The organism is Azospirillum rugosum, from assembly GCF_017876155.1.
In the GTDB taxonomy this organism is placed as follows: Bacteria; Pseudomonadota; Alphaproteobacteria; order Azospirillales; family Azospirillaceae; genus Azospirillum; species Azospirillum rugosum.
On record NZ_JAGINP010000039.1, the window covers coordinates 1 to 14,975 of the forward strand.

General features: G+C 67.4%; 9 protein-coding genes and 3 pseudogenes. 5 read left to right on the forward strand and 7 right to left on the reverse strand.

Annotated features, from left to right (window positions below; all coding sequences use genetic code 11):
- The first annotated feature begins 167 nt into the window (after positions 1-167).
- Complete coding sequence (locus J2851_RS33955; protein ID WP_209773158.1) at positions 168-2,498, forward strand: methyl-accepting chemotaxis protein; 2,331 nt, start codon at positions 168-170, stop codon at positions 2,496-2,498.
- A gap of 201 nt (positions 2,499-2,699) precedes the next feature.
- Here J2851_RS33955 and J2851_RS33960 read toward each other — a convergent pair.
- From J2851_RS33960 to J2851_RS33975, 3 pseudogenes are all read right to left on the reverse strand, one after another.
- Positions 2,700-2,840 (reverse strand): annotated as a pseudogene (locus J2851_RS33960) (IS5/IS1182 family transposase); the annotation flags it as partial.
- Between the two features lie 508 nt (positions 2,841-3,348).
- A pseudogene (locus J2851_RS36170) lies at positions 3,349-4,500 on the reverse strand (recombinase family protein); the annotation flags it as partial.
- A gap of 331 nt (positions 4,501-4,831) precedes the next feature.
- Positions 4,832-5,505, reverse strand: a pseudogene (locus tag J2851_RS33975) (IS5 family transposase); the annotation flags it as partial.
- Between the two features lie 699 nt (positions 5,506-6,204).
- Here J2851_RS33975 and J2851_RS33980 point away from each other — a divergent pair.
- From J2851_RS33980 to J2851_RS33995, 4 genes are all read left to right on the forward strand, one after another.
- Positions 6,205-6,423, forward strand: coding sequence for a hypothetical protein (locus tag J2851_RS33980; RefSeq protein ID WP_209773161.1), 219 nt, complete (start codon positions 6,205-6,207; stop codon positions 6,421-6,423).
- Between the two features lie 105 nt (positions 6,424-6,528).
- Positions 6,529-7,221 carry a histidine kinase dimerization/phosphoacceptor domain -containing protein gene (locus J2851_RS33985; RefSeq protein WP_209773167.1) on the forward strand — a complete coding sequence of 231 codons (693 nt, stop codon included), beginning with the start codon at positions 6,529-6,531 and terminating at the stop codon, positions 7,219-7,221.
- A 130-nt stretch (positions 7,222-7,351) separates the two neighbouring features.
- Positions 7,352-7,522 carry a YdcH family protein gene (locus J2851_RS33990; protein ID WP_209773168.1) on the forward strand — a complete coding sequence of 57 codons (171 nt, stop codon included), beginning with the start codon at positions 7,352-7,354 and terminating at the stop codon, positions 7,520-7,522.
- Between the two features lie 117 nt (positions 7,523-7,639).
- Positions 7,640-8,086, forward strand: coding sequence for a hemerythrin domain-containing protein (locus J2851_RS33995; RefSeq protein ID WP_209773171.1), 447 nt, complete (start codon positions 7,640-7,642; stop codon positions 8,084-8,086).
- A gap of 317 nt (positions 8,087-8,403) precedes the next feature.
- Here the strand turns inward: J2851_RS33995 and J2851_RS34000 are convergent, their stop codons facing one another.
- From J2851_RS34000 to J2851_RS34015, 4 genes are all read right to left on the reverse strand, one after another.
- The gene (locus J2851_RS34000) at positions 8,404-9,186 is read right to left on the reverse strand and encodes a helix-turn-helix domain-containing protein (RefSeq protein ID WP_209773174.1); all 783 of its coding nucleotides are present in this window, start codon (positions 9,184-9,186) and stop codon (positions 8,404-8,406) included.
- 122 nt (positions 9,187-9,308) lie between these two features.
- Entirely contained in the window at positions 9,309-10,247 is a 939-nt protein-coding gene (locus tag J2851_RS36635; RefSeq protein ID WP_307420985.1) for a helix-turn-helix domain-containing protein, read from the reverse strand.
- A gap of 904 nt (positions 10,248-11,151) precedes the next feature.
- Positions 11,152-12,549, reverse strand: a complete 1,398-nt coding sequence (locus tag J2851_RS34010; RefSeq protein WP_307420992.1) for a sensor histidine kinase — start codon at positions 12,547-12,549, stop codon at positions 11,152-11,154.
- Positions 12,550-12,746: 197 nt separating this feature from the next.
- Complete coding sequence (locus J2851_RS34015) at positions 12,747-14,954, reverse strand: amylo-alpha-1,6-glucosidase (RefSeq protein ID WP_209773180.1); 2,208 nt, start codon at positions 14,952-14,954, stop codon at positions 12,747-12,749.
- Positions 14,955-14,975: the final 21 nt, after the last annotated feature.

Sequence of the window (14,975 nt, forward strand, 5' to 3'; positions counted from 1 at the left end):
AGGGTGTTCATGCTGCCGTACGGCCTGTTCGATTACCGCCGTACGCGCTGTTCAGTTTCGACCGGACAGCCTGTTCATTTTCACCGGACTGTGCAAGCGGCCAATGAGGAAACGCCGGACGCAGTCCGCCGGCCGCCATCCACCCATTTGGAAGGTCGACGCAACCAATGTGGAGCATCGTGCAGAATCTGCGCATCGCCATGAAGCTGGCGGGCAGTGGCATCGTGGTGGTCGTCATGGTCACCTCCATGGTAATCGGCGGATACAACGCCTTCAATCACGTGAAGACCGACACCGGTCTGTCACAAAGGGCCGCCAATGTGGCCGCTACCACGCAGGAGATCCTGGCCAGGTTCCAAGCCGTGGCCTACGCCAACCTCGCGGTGGCGACCGCGAGCAGCGAGGATGACATCCGGCGCTTCGCCGAGACGAGCCGTGAACAGCGCGCGCAGAGCCTGGACTTGATTGAACGCATGGTCGAGCTGGCCGTCCGCCCGGAGCGCAAGGAGGCGTTGCGCAAGGCGCGCGACATGATGGCGCGCTACGGTGAGCTGACTGACCGCGGCGTCGCCGCCCGCTTGGCCTACCTCAAGGCTCTCAATCACGGCTACCTCGCCGCTAAGGAGACTCTGGACCATGAGATTTCGGGACTCGTCGGTGCCACCGATCCCGACAGCCCGGTGGGCACGGCCGTACGCGACTACGAGCACGGGATGAAGGCCGTCGTCGATGGCTTCACCGCCTTCCTGATGACCGGCACCGCTGCCGACCTCGCTCGCACCGCCGACGGGCGTGCCGCACTGGATGGGCGGGCCGGCGCGCTGGCTTCCCTCGCCGCGAAGTACCCCCGGCTGCAGGACGCGCTGGCGGCGCATCGGACGCTCGGCACGGCCATTGATGGCGCCGCAGCCGCACGGCAGGAAAATGACCGCATCTGGTTCACCGAGGCCCGCCCTCTGCGCCTGGAAATGCAGGAACTGTTGTCCGGCACCGCGGTGGCGGCTCAGGCACTCTCGGCGGAGCTGGCGGCGAGGACGGTCGCAACGGTCGACACGGCGTGGGATCAAACGCTCGCCGCCGCGCTGTTCGTCATCACGCTCGTCGTCCTGCTGAACGGCTTTCTTTACCGCCTCATCGCCACACCGGTGACGCGGCTGACTGCCACCATGACGGCATTGGCGCGCGGCGACATCAGCGTCACCGTACCTGCCGTTGGCCGCAGCGACGAGATCGGCGACATGGCCCGCGCCGTCGAGGTCTTCAAGCGCAACAGCATCGAGAACGAACAGTTGCGCAACGACCAGGAGCGCGAGCGCCAAGCCGCCGAGCAGGCCCGCCGCCAGGCGCTGGAAACCATGGCCGAAACCGTCGAGCGGGAGACCCGCGCGGCCGTGAATCAAGTGGCCGAGCGCACGCGCGACATGAGCGACAGCGCCGAGACCATGGCTCAATCGGCCGTGCAGGTAAGCGGCAATGCGCAATCGGTGGCCGCCGCCGCGGAACAGGCGCTGGCGAACGCCCAGACGGTGGCCAGCGCCACCGAGCAGCTGACCGCGTCTATTGGCGAGATCAGCAGCCGTATCGCCCACGCGACTGCGGTCAGCCGCAGCGCCGTCGAGCAGGAGCGGCAGACCCAGGCCGCCATCCGCACGCTGGGCGAGGCGGTGACGCAGATCGGTCAAGCGGCGACGCTGATCAATTCCATTGCCGCACAGACCAACCTGTTGGCGCTGAACGCCACCATCGAGGCGGCCCGCGCCGGCGAGGCCGGCAGGGGCTTCGCGGTCGTGGCGTCGGAAGTGAAGAACCTTGCCAGCCAGACCGCCAAGGCGACCGAGGAAATCTCCACGCAGATCGCCCAGGTGCAGTCCGGCACCTCCGCTGCCGTCACCGCCGTGGAAGCGATCGGCGGCGCCATCCGCAACATGGACGAGATCAGCGGCAGCATCGCCGCCGCCATGGAGGAACAGGCCGCCGCCACTCAGGAGATCGCCCGCAACATAGCCGAAACCGCGCACGCGGCTCAGGAGGTGGCAACCCGCATCGCTACGGTGTCCCAAGAGGCTTCCACGGCGGAGAACAGGGCCTCCACGGTGCACGCGGTGACCGCGCAGGTGGCGAGCGGCATCGACGAGCTGCGGCGTGTCCTCGTGCGCGTCGTCCGCACGGCGACCGCCGATGTCGACCGACGCCGTGAGCCGCGCTACGCCTTCAATCGCCGGTGCCGCGCCGAGATCGGCGGGGCCACGGAGGAGGTTCATGTGGAAAACGTCTCGAAGGGCGGCGCCACCATCATCGGTGCCCGATCGCTGACCGCCCGTTGCGCCGGCAGCCTTTGGCTCGGCGACGGCGCCCCAGCCTTGGCCTTCGAGGTCATTGCGGTGGATGGTGAGCGCCAGCACGTGCGCTTCCGGGAGGACGAGAAACGCCGAGCCGATGTCGAGCGCTACTTCGCCTCGCTGACACGCGGGCTCTCTCCGGTGGGTAGAGCCGCTTGAACGTCACTGGTGGGGCGGCATGGCCGCTCCTCCGGCGAGCCTGCTGCGCAGTTTCCCAATGACTTTGGCCGCCTCCACGTGCCCTGGGCAGCAAACCATTTCCGCAATGCCCGCAGCCGGCAAGGACAGCCCGACCGCCCCCCGGACAGCCGGCCTGCTCTATCGTGTGCCGGATCGCGTCGGCCGCCTCATTAAGAGTGCCTAACAGAACCATCTCTGGACGAAGCGCCAGCAGATGAGGCCGGCGGCGATGTGGTGGAAGGCGGTGAAGATGTCGGCGCGCCGTTCGTAGCGGACGGCGATGCGACGGAAGCGAGCGAACCAGGCGAGCGTACGCTCGACACTCCTCCGTACAATGTTGCCCAGGATCGTTGTTTCGCGTCCCATCGTGGCCTCCGGGAGGAGGTGGGATGCGAAAGACGATCTCGACCTGCCCGTCATCGATCTCGATGCGGCGGATCATAAGCCGGATGATGTCGCGTTTCGCGGCCCAGTCGAGTTGGTCGAGGCCATCGGAAACCTTGGCTGCAAAATCCTCCAGGCGGCCCACCACCATAGTAATGTCGCGCGCGGCCGCCACGGTGTCGGCCAGCGTCTTGCGTTGTTCCTCGAGTTGGGCCACACGCGACCGCAGGTCGGTGACGCGAGGCCCAAACTCGGCCCGCTCGACCAGGCCCTCGGCATAGCCATCGACCAACCGCCCGATGCCTCGCCGCAGTGCGCTGATCCGGCGGTCGAGTTCCTCAACATCGACGTCCGCCCGGCTTCCGGCGGCGACCTCGCGAAGCCGGCGTTGGTATTCGTCGGCCACCCGGGTGGGATCGCGCAACACGGCCGCGACTTCCGCCCACACGGCCGTTTCAAGTCGGTCGCTGCGGACCGGGCGATTGGCGCACACCGCGCCGCCGTCGAACCGATGACCGTCGGTGCCGATGCAGCGGTACGCGCCGTAGCCGAACGGGCTCGGGCGGTATCGTTCGCTCAGCCCGGGCGTCGCCTTGCCGTAGTAGGCGTACCCGCAACGCCGGCACACCACCAAACCCTGGAGGATCCAGCCCGGCCCGCAGGTCTGCTCGCGCTTGCGGCGCCGGTTCTCCGTCAGTTGGGCGCGCGCCGCTTCCGCCACCGCGGCGTCGACGATGGCCGGCACAGGCACGGGCACCTGCTCCTCGACCGGCACCGGCACGCGCGTCGTCGGGCGCACGGCCCGAGCCGGGTTGTGGTTGCGGACCGGGCGCAGCCGGGGCCCAGGCTCGACCGCGTGAAAGCGACCGTACATGGCCGTTCCGGTATAGGCCGGGTTCTCGATCATGCCGTGCAGGGTGGAGGCCCACCAGCGCGGCGTGCCGGAGCGGGTTGGACACCCCGTGTTCTGGAGCCGCCGGCAGACCTCACGCAGGCTGAGCCGGTCCAGCCCAACCCAGGCGAAAATCAAACGGACGATGCGCGCCTCCTCCGGCACGATCTCGAACCGCGCCACCCCGCCGCCCCGCTCACGGGTCACATACCGGTAGCCATAGGGCGCTCCGGCGAAAGCGCTGACCGAGCCGGTGCGCGCGGCATGGCGGCGCCCCCGCCGCCCCCGTTCCAGGATCTGCGCGCGTTCGTACTCGGCGACGACGCCCTGGATCTGGAGCAGCAGATCGTCCTCGGGGCTGGCTCCGATCGGACGATTGAGAAAGCAGACCTCCACGCCGGCCCGCCGGAACTCCTCCACCAGCAGCGCTTGGTGCGCATGCCGACGGGCGAGGCGGTCGGGGGCGAGGACATAAACACGGTCCACCTGCCCGGCGGCGATGCCGTCGCGCAGCCGTTCGAGAGCGGGCCGCCGGAGGGTGGCGCCGCTGTGGCCGTCATCCACGAACTCGAGATCCGGGTCCAACACGGCACCGTCAACCCGGATCCGCTCCCGCAGCGCAGCCACTTGGCTGGCGATGGTGTTGTCGCGCGCCTGCGCTTCACTGGACACCCGCGCATAAAACGCGGCCCGAGGGTCAGCCATGCTCAGCCTCCTTCCTGTCGCTTGGTCGGATTGCTTCGTCCGTCCGGCACTTCAGAGGTCGAGCGGCGGTCTTGCGCAGGATCGGAACAACCCGGGCGAACGCCTCGGCTAGGCATTGCGGGCTCAGGCGCGTGTTCTCGAACGAAACCCGCGCAACGACGACAGGAGGTTCCCTCGACCGGCCCATGGGCATCTCCGCCGGCGCCGAGGGCGCCCCCGGGGCGACGCTGATTCAACCGCGGGAGAGCAGGGGTGTCGCGCCGCCGGCCTGCCAGTTGGGATCGCTCCACCACGGTGGACCACTCGAAGCGGAAACGCGCAACATTGTCCGGCGGAGTACCACCCAGCGGTGTCGGCCGAGGCGCTCGCTGCTCTCGATGCCACGCCGGGCGATGCGCGGGATGATCGCTCGCCGGCGCAGCGCGCGTCGGCAGAAGGCGAAATCGTACCCCTTGTCGGCGTGCAACTTGGCCGGGCGGCGCCGTGGCCGGCCCGCACACTGGCGGATCGCCGGTACGGCATCGACCAGCGCCTCCAGAAGTTTGCTGTCGTGCCGGTTGGCCGGCGAGATCCTCAGGGCGAGGGGGATGCCGTTGGCATCAACGAGGATGTGGCGTTTGGAGCCCGGCTTGCCGCGATCCGTCGGGTTCGGGCCGGTCTCCTCGCCCCCCTTTTTGCCGGGACGCTGGCGCTGTCCACCGCCGCGCGATCCCAGTTGATGGCGTTGGCGTAGCCGAGCCGGTCGAGCAGCACACGGTGCAGCCGCTCCCAGACGCCGGCCTGATGCCACTCGTGCAGCCGCCGCCAGCAGGTCATGCCCGAGCCGCACCCCATCTCCACCGGCAGCAGTTCCCAAGGGATGCCGGTGCGCAGCACGAACAGGATGCCGGTCAGCGCGGCGCGGTCGTCCAGGCGCGGCCGGCCGCCTTTCGGCTTGGGCGGCTCCGGCGGGATCAGCGGTTCGATGATCGCCCACAGGGCGTCGGGAACAAGAGGGGCTGCCATACCCCTACCAACCGTTCCGCGCCGGTTTTGTTACGCGCTCTAAGCTTGTTTGCTGTCGGAATCAACAAATTTGCCCGGTAGTAAGCAGGGAACTTCAGTCAGCCACTGCCAAGGGGACGCCGCCTCGCCGAACAGCTGGTCGCAACGACGCCAGAGATTGGCACGGCGGTCAAACTGGAGCGCGCATTTGACAGCATGGTCAAGCAGCGCGACCGGGGCGCTCAGGAACTCTGGATGACCAAGGCGCCCCCGGCGCTCTGAAGATTTGCGCCGGCCTGCTGTCTCACGACCACGCGGCCTTAGAAGCCTCCTTGCCCCTGGAGTGGAGCACCGGCCCGGCGGAAGGATGAGGCGCCGGGAGCAATCTGAGAAGAATCCAAATATATCTCTGGGAAATATTCGATCAATATCTTCAGCTTGCACTCTCTGTATTTTTGGCTGTTTGAGCTGGTGCCCAGGAGGTTTGGAACCACCCCTTTTCAACGACCTTACACCATGCGCACGCCAGCCGTCGTACCGTGCGGCGCGAAGGGCTCCTGTTTGCGACGGCTTCATATGCATGGACTTGCTCGTGATCAAAGCAGCGTTCGTATTCTTGCGCAGAAGTGCATCACCACGGCCTTCATACCGCCTCTCGCCGGGTGACCAACTGTTTGTCAAGCACGTTCGTTCACACGGCCCCTGGAAGAGGAAGTACCCATGGAGTTCAAGCCAACAGCCGAGCAACGCGTTCAGGCAACCCTGGCTTGTCTTGATCTGATCGCAGTGGAACTCGGAGCAATTTGCACTGAGAACCGGCTCGCTCCCGCTCACATCGACCTCCTTCTGGAACGGCTCGCGTCCATGGCGGACTTGATCGACGCGGCGTTGCCGGCTCCCGATAACCCGCCCGGCGCCTACCAGCCTTGGCTGCACTAGAGGAGTCCCCGGCCGCCTGACAGCGCATAGATCAGCCTTCTGTCTTTCAGCACTGTCGGTCTGTCAGAGCACTGAGGGAAACCGCAAACCCGATCATCGTTAAGGATGATGATGGAGCGCGAGAAAGCAACGGAGAGCGAGCATCGACACCAGGCCGCTCGGGCGGACGGCGGTGCACCCGGCGAGTCCGAAACACTAGCCGGCACGGTGGTGTCCAGAGTGCGCCACGGGGTGGCGAACAGTCTCCAGATGCTGGTGAGTCTCATGCAGATCCGCGGCTTCGCGGTCGAGAACGCCGACGTTCGGCGGGAATTGGACGAACTGGCTTCACGGGTCCATGGAGTGGCGACGGTGTATCGCGCAGTGGAACTGCGCGATGGCGCGCTGGACGTGCCGCTCCGTCGCGTACTCGACGAGTTGTGCGCACTGCACCGGAACGCGGCACCGTCGCTGGAAGTGCGGTTGTTCTGCGACGACCGCGAGTTCCGGATGGCGCTCGAGGAGACCATCCCCCTGGCCGTGCTGACCTCGGAAATCATCGCCGCGGCAGTTCGGCGGGACCGGCAGGCGGGCGGCGGCGTCATCGATGTCATCCTCACCCGCTCAGAAGCGCAGCGTGTCCAGCTCGCATTCGTCGACGACGGGTTCGTCTTGCCGCACGCGGCGGAGCCGAGCCCGGGCGGCTCCTTGGGGTGGCTCATGGTTAGCGCCATGGCGCGGCAGATTGGCGGGACACTGGAGCGTGGAGCCGATGATCGGCGGATCACGCTCACCGTCACACCGAGAGGGTGCGGTTGAAGCTTGCGGCGCGCGGCCCGGGAGAAGCCCCGGAGCCGCAGCTTCCGATGATCGATGGCCGCATCAATGGTCCATGGCAGCAAAAGGGAGAACGACGATGCCAACGGCGGAATCGCAGCGTGGCGAGCCAATGAGGCTGGAGTCTCCACGACTGACCAGCCTACGCGAACGCCACGCGCACCTCGACGCCCGGATCCAGGCTGAGTACAGCCACGCCCATCCGGATGACACGATGCTGAAGCGCTTGAAACTGGCGAAGCTGCGTCTGAAGGAGGAGATCGATCGGCTGAAGGACCACTGATCGGGACGCGCCGGCCAGTGGTGAGTATCCGCGTGGGTAAACCATTCCGGTGCGCAGGCGCCAGCCCACGTTTAGCCGAAACGTGGGCTGGCGCCTCCGTCTCGGGAGCCGCCGTAGGTGCCGGAGGACTTGCCGATGTGGTTTCATGACTCGGCTTTGATCCCGATTTCCTGGTCTGCGGCCTTTGAGGTGGGGGTGCCGGACCTTGACGTCGAGCATCGCGTGCTCGTCACCCTGTACAACGACTTCGTGTTGGCAACCAACCGGCGCGTGTCACTCACGTTGCGATGGGAGATCTTGGACTCCATACGGGCCTGTGCCGCGCTGCACATCCAGCATGAAAAGCGTCTGCTGTGCAGGCTTCCGCTTCCGGGCGCAATCGATCAGCCCCGCGTTCACCGGCTGCTTCTCGACGATCTGCCTCGTCCGGGCGCGGGCGACACTGACCTCCTGCCCAGAGCCGAGGCCGACCGTGCCCTCCGGAACGCCGCCCATATCCTGCGCCGGCGGCTGCTCGCTCACTTCCAAGACGACTTGGCGCTGTTCGCCGCCCGGCCATCGTGAAGGCGGTCATTGAGGTTTCAAGCGGCGCGCCAGCAAAAGTTCCTGTGCTCCTGTTCAGCATGCTGCCTGCGACCAATGAGAGCCGACCCCCGTTGATGTGCTCGCCCCCCGCCTTGCCCTACAGCTCGAGGGGTGAGCGGATCACGCGCAGTGAGGCAAGGCAAAGCCAGCCGAACCGGAGGCCGCGGACAAGCGACGCCGCCACAGACTTGGACTCAGCGGTGGTCAAAGCTCTCCCCTTTTCCATTGCGACCGGGCCACCCCGACCAACCCGGTCATCCGCCCGCAGGCGCGGAATCCGGGTGATCTCCACACACTCACCGTTGACCAGCCGCCCGCCTCCCGCTCCGGACCGCACCAGAGCGGGATGCTCGAAGGAGGAAAGCCAAGCGTTCCGGAGACCCCAGTCCACTGCGAACCGCCGCCTCCTGGGGCGGTTCCCCCTGGTCCAGCAGCGCCTTGGCGTTGGCCAGCCGGCGCTCAAAAATGTACTGCGCGGGGGTGATGCCGAGGGCCTCCCGCCATCCTTGATGCACCCGTTCGACGGGCAGGTCGAGTGCCGCCGCGAGCACAAGCGCGTCGAGATCGGCCTCGGCAAGGTGAGCCTCAACGAACGCGACCGCCCGCCGCAAATCGGCCGGGCTGAGCCCGCGCTCCGGCACCGGCAGCGGGCCGAAGGCGGCCCGAGCTGCGTGCAGCACCAGGAGCGTCGCACAGGCCTCCAGCGCGGTCGCCGATGGCGGGACTCCGAGCAACCCCTCGGCGGCAACCTCGCCGATTGCTCGCGCCGCCGGGTCAACGTGTCCCAGAAGCGGTGGTCCCGGACGGGCGGCGACGCCCGCTTCTTCCAAGAGCACGGCGTCGAAGCGGTGCGGATCCAAGGCGACTGCCACGTAGGGAGCACCTGCCCGCGCGGTCAGACGGACGCGGGTGCCCGCTGGGTAGAAGCAGAGGCCGCCACGCGGAATGAGCACCGATTGGAAGGCGCCGCTCCCGACGGCGATGTCGCAGGCCGCATCTGCGAGGTTAACGGAGACGACGTGCTGGCGCAGTTCAAAATGGGTCTCCACCTCGGCGGCCGGCGCGGCAGTGATCGTCATGCCATCCAAACCAACGGTGCTCCCCCGGGCCGGCATCGTCCGCAAGGGCGGCCCGTCATGCGGGACGCGCCATCGTGGGCGGCTATCATGGTCCCGGCCTGGGCCGACGGCCTTTTCCTTCATCATGATTTCTCCGCGCGCAGGCTACGGGGCGAGATGCCCAGACGGTTGCGGAAGACGGTCGCCATATGGCTGCCGCTGGCGAAACCGCACAGGCCGGCAATGTCCACTGCAGGCATCGCTGTGGTCGCCAACAGATGACGCGCCCGCTCGAGCCGGCGCTCCATGACATACCGGTGCGGCGGTTTGCCCATATCCTTGCGGAAGCCGCGGGCGAAGTGGTAGGGGCTGAGCCCGGCCACGCCGGCCAGCTCGGACAAGGTGAGATCCGCGCTGAGGTTGCTCTCGATGTAGTCCAGGGTCCGGCGCAGCGCGGACGGCGACAGGCTGAGACGTGGCGGAACCGTGACAGGCATCCCCGACCAGGCATCCCGCAGAACCTCGGCCGCGATCAGGGTCAGCAGCGACTCCAGGTACAGACGCCCCGGGCCCCCCCCGGTCTCGAGGCAGGTCTGCAGCAGCGGCTGCAGGCGCGTAAGATTGGCCATAGGGTGGCCGCACACCGGGATCAGCAGGCCGGAACGCCCTTCGAACAGGTCGGCCTGCAGCAGGTTCAGCCGCGCCGGTTCGATCCCGACGAGAATGTATGGGCTGACCTCAGGAAAGACGCCGCGGAAGTCCGTACCCGGAGGACAGAAGTTGGCCATACCCGCGCCGCACTGATCGACGCCCATTCGGTCGGAGTTGATAGCAACGTCGCCACGCAAAGGGCCCAGCGGCAGCCCGATGGTTGCCCACCGGACATCCCCTTCGGTCCGGAACGGCTGGGGATGCACGAGGTCGACGCGGAAGCCCGGTGTGGTCCAGATGGCACGCCGGACCGAATCGGCGAGTTCCGGCCGCAAAATCTCCACCTTGAGAATCGGCGCGAGGGGGACAGAGCTCGCTGCGCCGCTCGTCGGCGGGTCCGCTGCTCCCCGCTCCGCGCCGTCGTTGGCCACCACGAGCGCTCCCCTCCGCGCGACACGCGCCGGCTGCCGCCATTCCGCCACCCTGCCCGATCTGGGTTGCCCTGCGTGGGGGCGCCCAACCTTTTGATGAGCATTGTCTTATATCTGAGCAACGCCGGGCACGGATCAAGTCGCCAATGTCTGATGGGAAGCGGTCTCTGTCATCGCCTTGCGCCGGTGTGAGAAGCGGTTTTCACAGTTTTGCGCTGAACGGGAGATCACATACGCCAAGCCGGGGACGCCGTCACAGCAAGCGCGGACGAAGCTCAGAAAAAGCAGGGCCGCACCGGTGTGGTGCGGCCCAGTCCGAGGAGGAACGCCCATGGGAGGTGCGCCCCGTCACCCGGTAACGGGAGAATTCAAGCTGCGGGGGAACAGCTTGCGGGTGACAGGGCGGATCTTGGGAGACGTCGTGCTCCGCTGATCGGTCCTCTTAACGCTGAAGGAGAGCAGGCGTTGCAACGCTCCTTCCCATGACGATACCCCCTCGCGTGATTCCGCAAGCCCGTGACAGTGCCCTCCCCTGGGCGCAACCTTCTGCAAGGTGCCCCCATCATCGGCTGCCGGCGCCACCAACCTCCTCAACGGCCATGACGCGCCCCCTCGACACGCGCAGCGCGCCCAGGTAGCAGCGCCGCCAAATCACCGGTCGTGAAGTATCGGAAGTGCAGCGCTTATGCAGATTTTGCCGTTCCGCATAACCATATAGTCGCCAGTCCTAGTACGGAAGCGACGGTCGAATCTTGTGCGCCGCAACATTAAATTATGCTGGTCGCTTGGCGACAGCGCTTTTTGGGCGTTTTCCTCCCTGACTTTGGCCGCTAGGGGGTGCCCCTAGCGGCTTTTTCTTCAGAGTGCGCCGGGCGTACGAGCAGCGGCCTTCGCCGCTGCAAATTCAGGAGCCGGACACTGCAGACGCTGCCGATGTCGGCAGGCAGATGCGGCAGACGAGCCCCGTTTCTTGCCACTCCAAGTCCACACGTCCCCCGTGCCGTTCGGCGATCATGCGTAGGAGCCGGGAGCCGAACCCCTGACGGTCGGGCTGCTGCACGGACGGCCCATCCTCCTCCCGCCATTCCAGGCACATTTCCGGCCGGCCGGTCCATTCCTCGACACATGCCGTGAGCCGCACCCGTCCCCCGTGCTCGGACAGGGCGCCGTACTTGGTCGCGTTCGTCGCCAGTTCGTGAAGGGCCAGCGCCAAGTCGGACGCAGCGTCTGCGGAAACGGTTTCCACCCCAAGCTGGATGCTCAGCCGAGCGCCATCGCTGCCAACGAAGGGGGCAAGCGCCACATGCGCCAACTCCGGGAGGGAGACCGCATCACCCGCGGGGCAGCGCACCAAAAGGTCCTGGGCGACCGCCAGCGCCCGAATGCGCTCACCGAAACGGTCCAGGTAATCCGGTAGGGAAGTCGCGCCGCGCGCCGTCTGGCTGGCCAGCGCCTTGATCATGGCAAATGTGTTCTTGAGCCGGTGCTGAAGCTCGTGCGTGAGCAGCCGTTCGCGCGCCTCCAGCCGCTTTTGCTCCGTGATCTCACGGACGATGGCGCCGACGGCGATAACCTCTCCGTGTGCCCCCCGCAACGGGTAGTAGTCCTCCACCCAGGTCCGCACGACTCCGGGCAGCTTCCGCGTCGTCCCGCTCAACTCGATCCCCAGGATTGGCTCGCCCGTCTCGAAGACTCCGCGGAACAGGGGCTCTGCCAACTCGCGCAGATCCGGGACGATCTCCCAAGCGCAGCGGCCCACATGCTCCTCCCGCGGCGCGCCGTTGATGTCCGCCAACATCTCGTTCACACGCAGGAAACGAAGGTCCTGGTCAAACAGCCCCAAGCCGATAGGCGCGGCATCGTAGAGCGCTTCCACCTCCGCTAGCCTGGCGCGGGCGCGTTCCTCACTTCGTCGGAGCGCGGCTTCCGCGTCGCGGCGCGCGGTGACGTCCTGCACCTGGATGAGGCAGCACGGAGCGCCCTCACCCCCGACACGGCTGACCAGGACGTTGTGGAGAAGCGCTCTGCCGTCGGCACAGTGCAGCGGCAGCACTTGGCCGTGGAGCGTGTCAGAGAGCATGCTGGAAGCGCCGCTTCCGAGCGCCTCCCCAATGGCGCCGCCGAGGGCTGAGCCGGTGATCGACGGGAAGACCGCCCCGATGGCTTGGCCGACGGCCGCGTGGACCGGCACCCCTGCCGCGCGCGCCATCCAGGCATTCCATTGCCGGACGCGCCAACCGTTGTCCAGAAGGACCACGCCCACGTCCAGCGCGTCCAGAATGCCAGCAGCAGCGGTTGTCACGTCCAAGGCCCCATGCCGGTCGATCCCACGGCTCTGCGAAGCTGCCGCTTCTTGTATCCGGGATGGGACAGTCTGGATACCTACCAATTTGGACAGGGCCGGGTGCCCAGACGCTTCAGGTCGATGCTCACTCCAGGCTGCCACAAGACCTGGCCCCGCGGCGCACGGACCTTCTCCAGACTCCGTTCCAAATCCGCTCAACTGACCGTCACTACGCTGACCTCTCCGTGCCGGTTGAGCGGACTGACGACCACTTCGTCGCCATGGCGGCGGATGAGGAGGTCGATCCGCGCGCCCCCCAGTGTCACCCCGCGCAACGTGACCTCGCTCAGGAAGCCGGGCAGCCGCGGGCGCTCGAAGTGGATCCGCCGTCCTGCCGGGTCGAAGCTCAGCCCAAGCGACGCCTGGAGAAGCGACAGCGGAGTCGCCGCCGCCCAGGCCTGCGGCGCGCAGGCGACGGGGTACAGCGTCGGCCCGGTGCCCCGCCGGCGTGGGAAGCCGCAGAACAGCTCCGGCAGCCGCCGCAGGTCCATGTGGGTGGATGCGGCGAACAGCCCGTCGAAGATCCGCGTCACCGCGCCCTGGTGCCCATACCGGGAGAAGCCCAGTGCGATCAGGGCGTTGTCGTGTGGCCACACCGAACCGTTGTGGTAGGACATCGGGTTATAGCGCGCCTCGGTGTTCGGGACGGTGCGGATGCCCCAGCCCGAGAAGGACGTGGTGTCCATCAGCTGCCCCACGACCTGGGACGCCCGCTCCGGCGCGGCGATCCCGGTGAACAGGGTGAGTCCGGCGTTCGATGAACGCACCCGGCACGGCCGCTTCCGACCATCGAGCGCGAGCGCGTAGGTGCCCAGTTCCTCGCACCAATACACCTCTTCGAAACGGGAGCGCAGGCGCCCGGCTTCACCGTCGAGCCGTGCTGCCACGGCCGCAAGCCCGAGCCGCCGGGCCATGGCCGCAGCTCCGGTCTTCGCCGCGTACACGTAGCCTTGTACCTCGCACAGCGCGATGGGGCCGTCCGCCAGCCGTCCGTCGGCATGGAAGACCGAGTCGTGACTGTCCTTCCATCCCTGGTTGGCCAGCCCGCCCTCCGTTCGGCGCCCGTACTCGACGAAGCCGTCCCCGTCGCGGTCGCCGTAGCGGTCGATCCAGCCGAGGGCCGCCTCCACGTGCGGCCACAGCCGGCGGATGGTGTCGAGGTCGCCGGTGCGTTCCAGGTAGGCCGCCGCCAGCATCACGAACAGCGGCGTCGAGTCCACACTCCCGTAATAGCGGCGGAATGGCACCTCGCCGAGCTCGGCCATCTCGCCGGCCCGAACCTCGTGCAGGATCTTGCCCGGTTCGGCGTCGGCGGAAGCATCCTCGTCGGTGGCCTGGTTCTCCGCGAGGTAGCACAGGACGCCGCGCGCCACCGCGGGGTCCATCCAGAGCATCTGATACGCCGTGATGATGGCATCACGGCCGAAGGCGGTGCTGAACCACGGAATGCCGGCGTACGGATAGGGGCCGCCGTCCTTGTCGGTCATGAGCATGTAGAGGTCGGCGACCGAGCGGCGCAGCGCCTCGTCGAAAATTTCGTTGGAGGTGGCCACCGCCGCGGCGCGCGACGAGGACTGGCGCAACGCCCGGCGCGCCGCGCGGATGGATAGCATGAACGATGGCCGCGCCGGACGGTCCGGCACCTCGTCCGTACAGCCTGCGTCGAGGCAAAGGACGCACCGGGCCCGCGGCGCCAGATCGAGGTCGAAGATCGCCGTGTCGGCGGACAGCGCCTTCGGCACCGGATCGAAGCGTAGCCGTGTCGTCCGCCGCCGTCCGTCCAGGCCGGTGTAGGCGAACAGCACCTGGTCGGCGCCGACGTCCGGCGCGTGCCGCTGGCCGTAACACGGCCGGGTCGCCCCGCGCACCTCGAAGAGGTCCGCGAAGTCGGCCGCAAAGTGGAGTTCGAGGCGCAGCCGCCGCGGTTCGGTGGAAAAGTTGCGGACAGCGAGCCGCTCATGGCAGCGGCCGTTCCACAGGAATTTCGAGCGACGGATGTGAATGAGGTCGCGCTCGATCACCAGGCGGCCGCCCTCGAACAAATCCGGGTTCGTGAGGTCGCAGGTGAGCCCGGCGTTGTCCTCCCTCAGCGTCGAACTGAGCAGCATCGGCCGCGCGCCGTTGACGCGCAGGTCGAGGTGCGAGAGGTGGCGCGTGTCGGTGTGGAACAGGCCCTCCGGACTGCCGGGACCGGACAGGATATCGCCGTTGTGGTCGAAGACGGCGAAGGTGTCGCCGTGCTTGAGCGTCCGCGGCCGGCGCTCTTGGAACGACGCCGTGGCGGGAATGTAGAACTGCGGGATGCCCACGCCCACGGCGTCGGGGCGTGGGCTGGAAAGGGGAAGTGCGTTACCGTCCTGCATGGAGCCTCCGTCGGTTCCGCG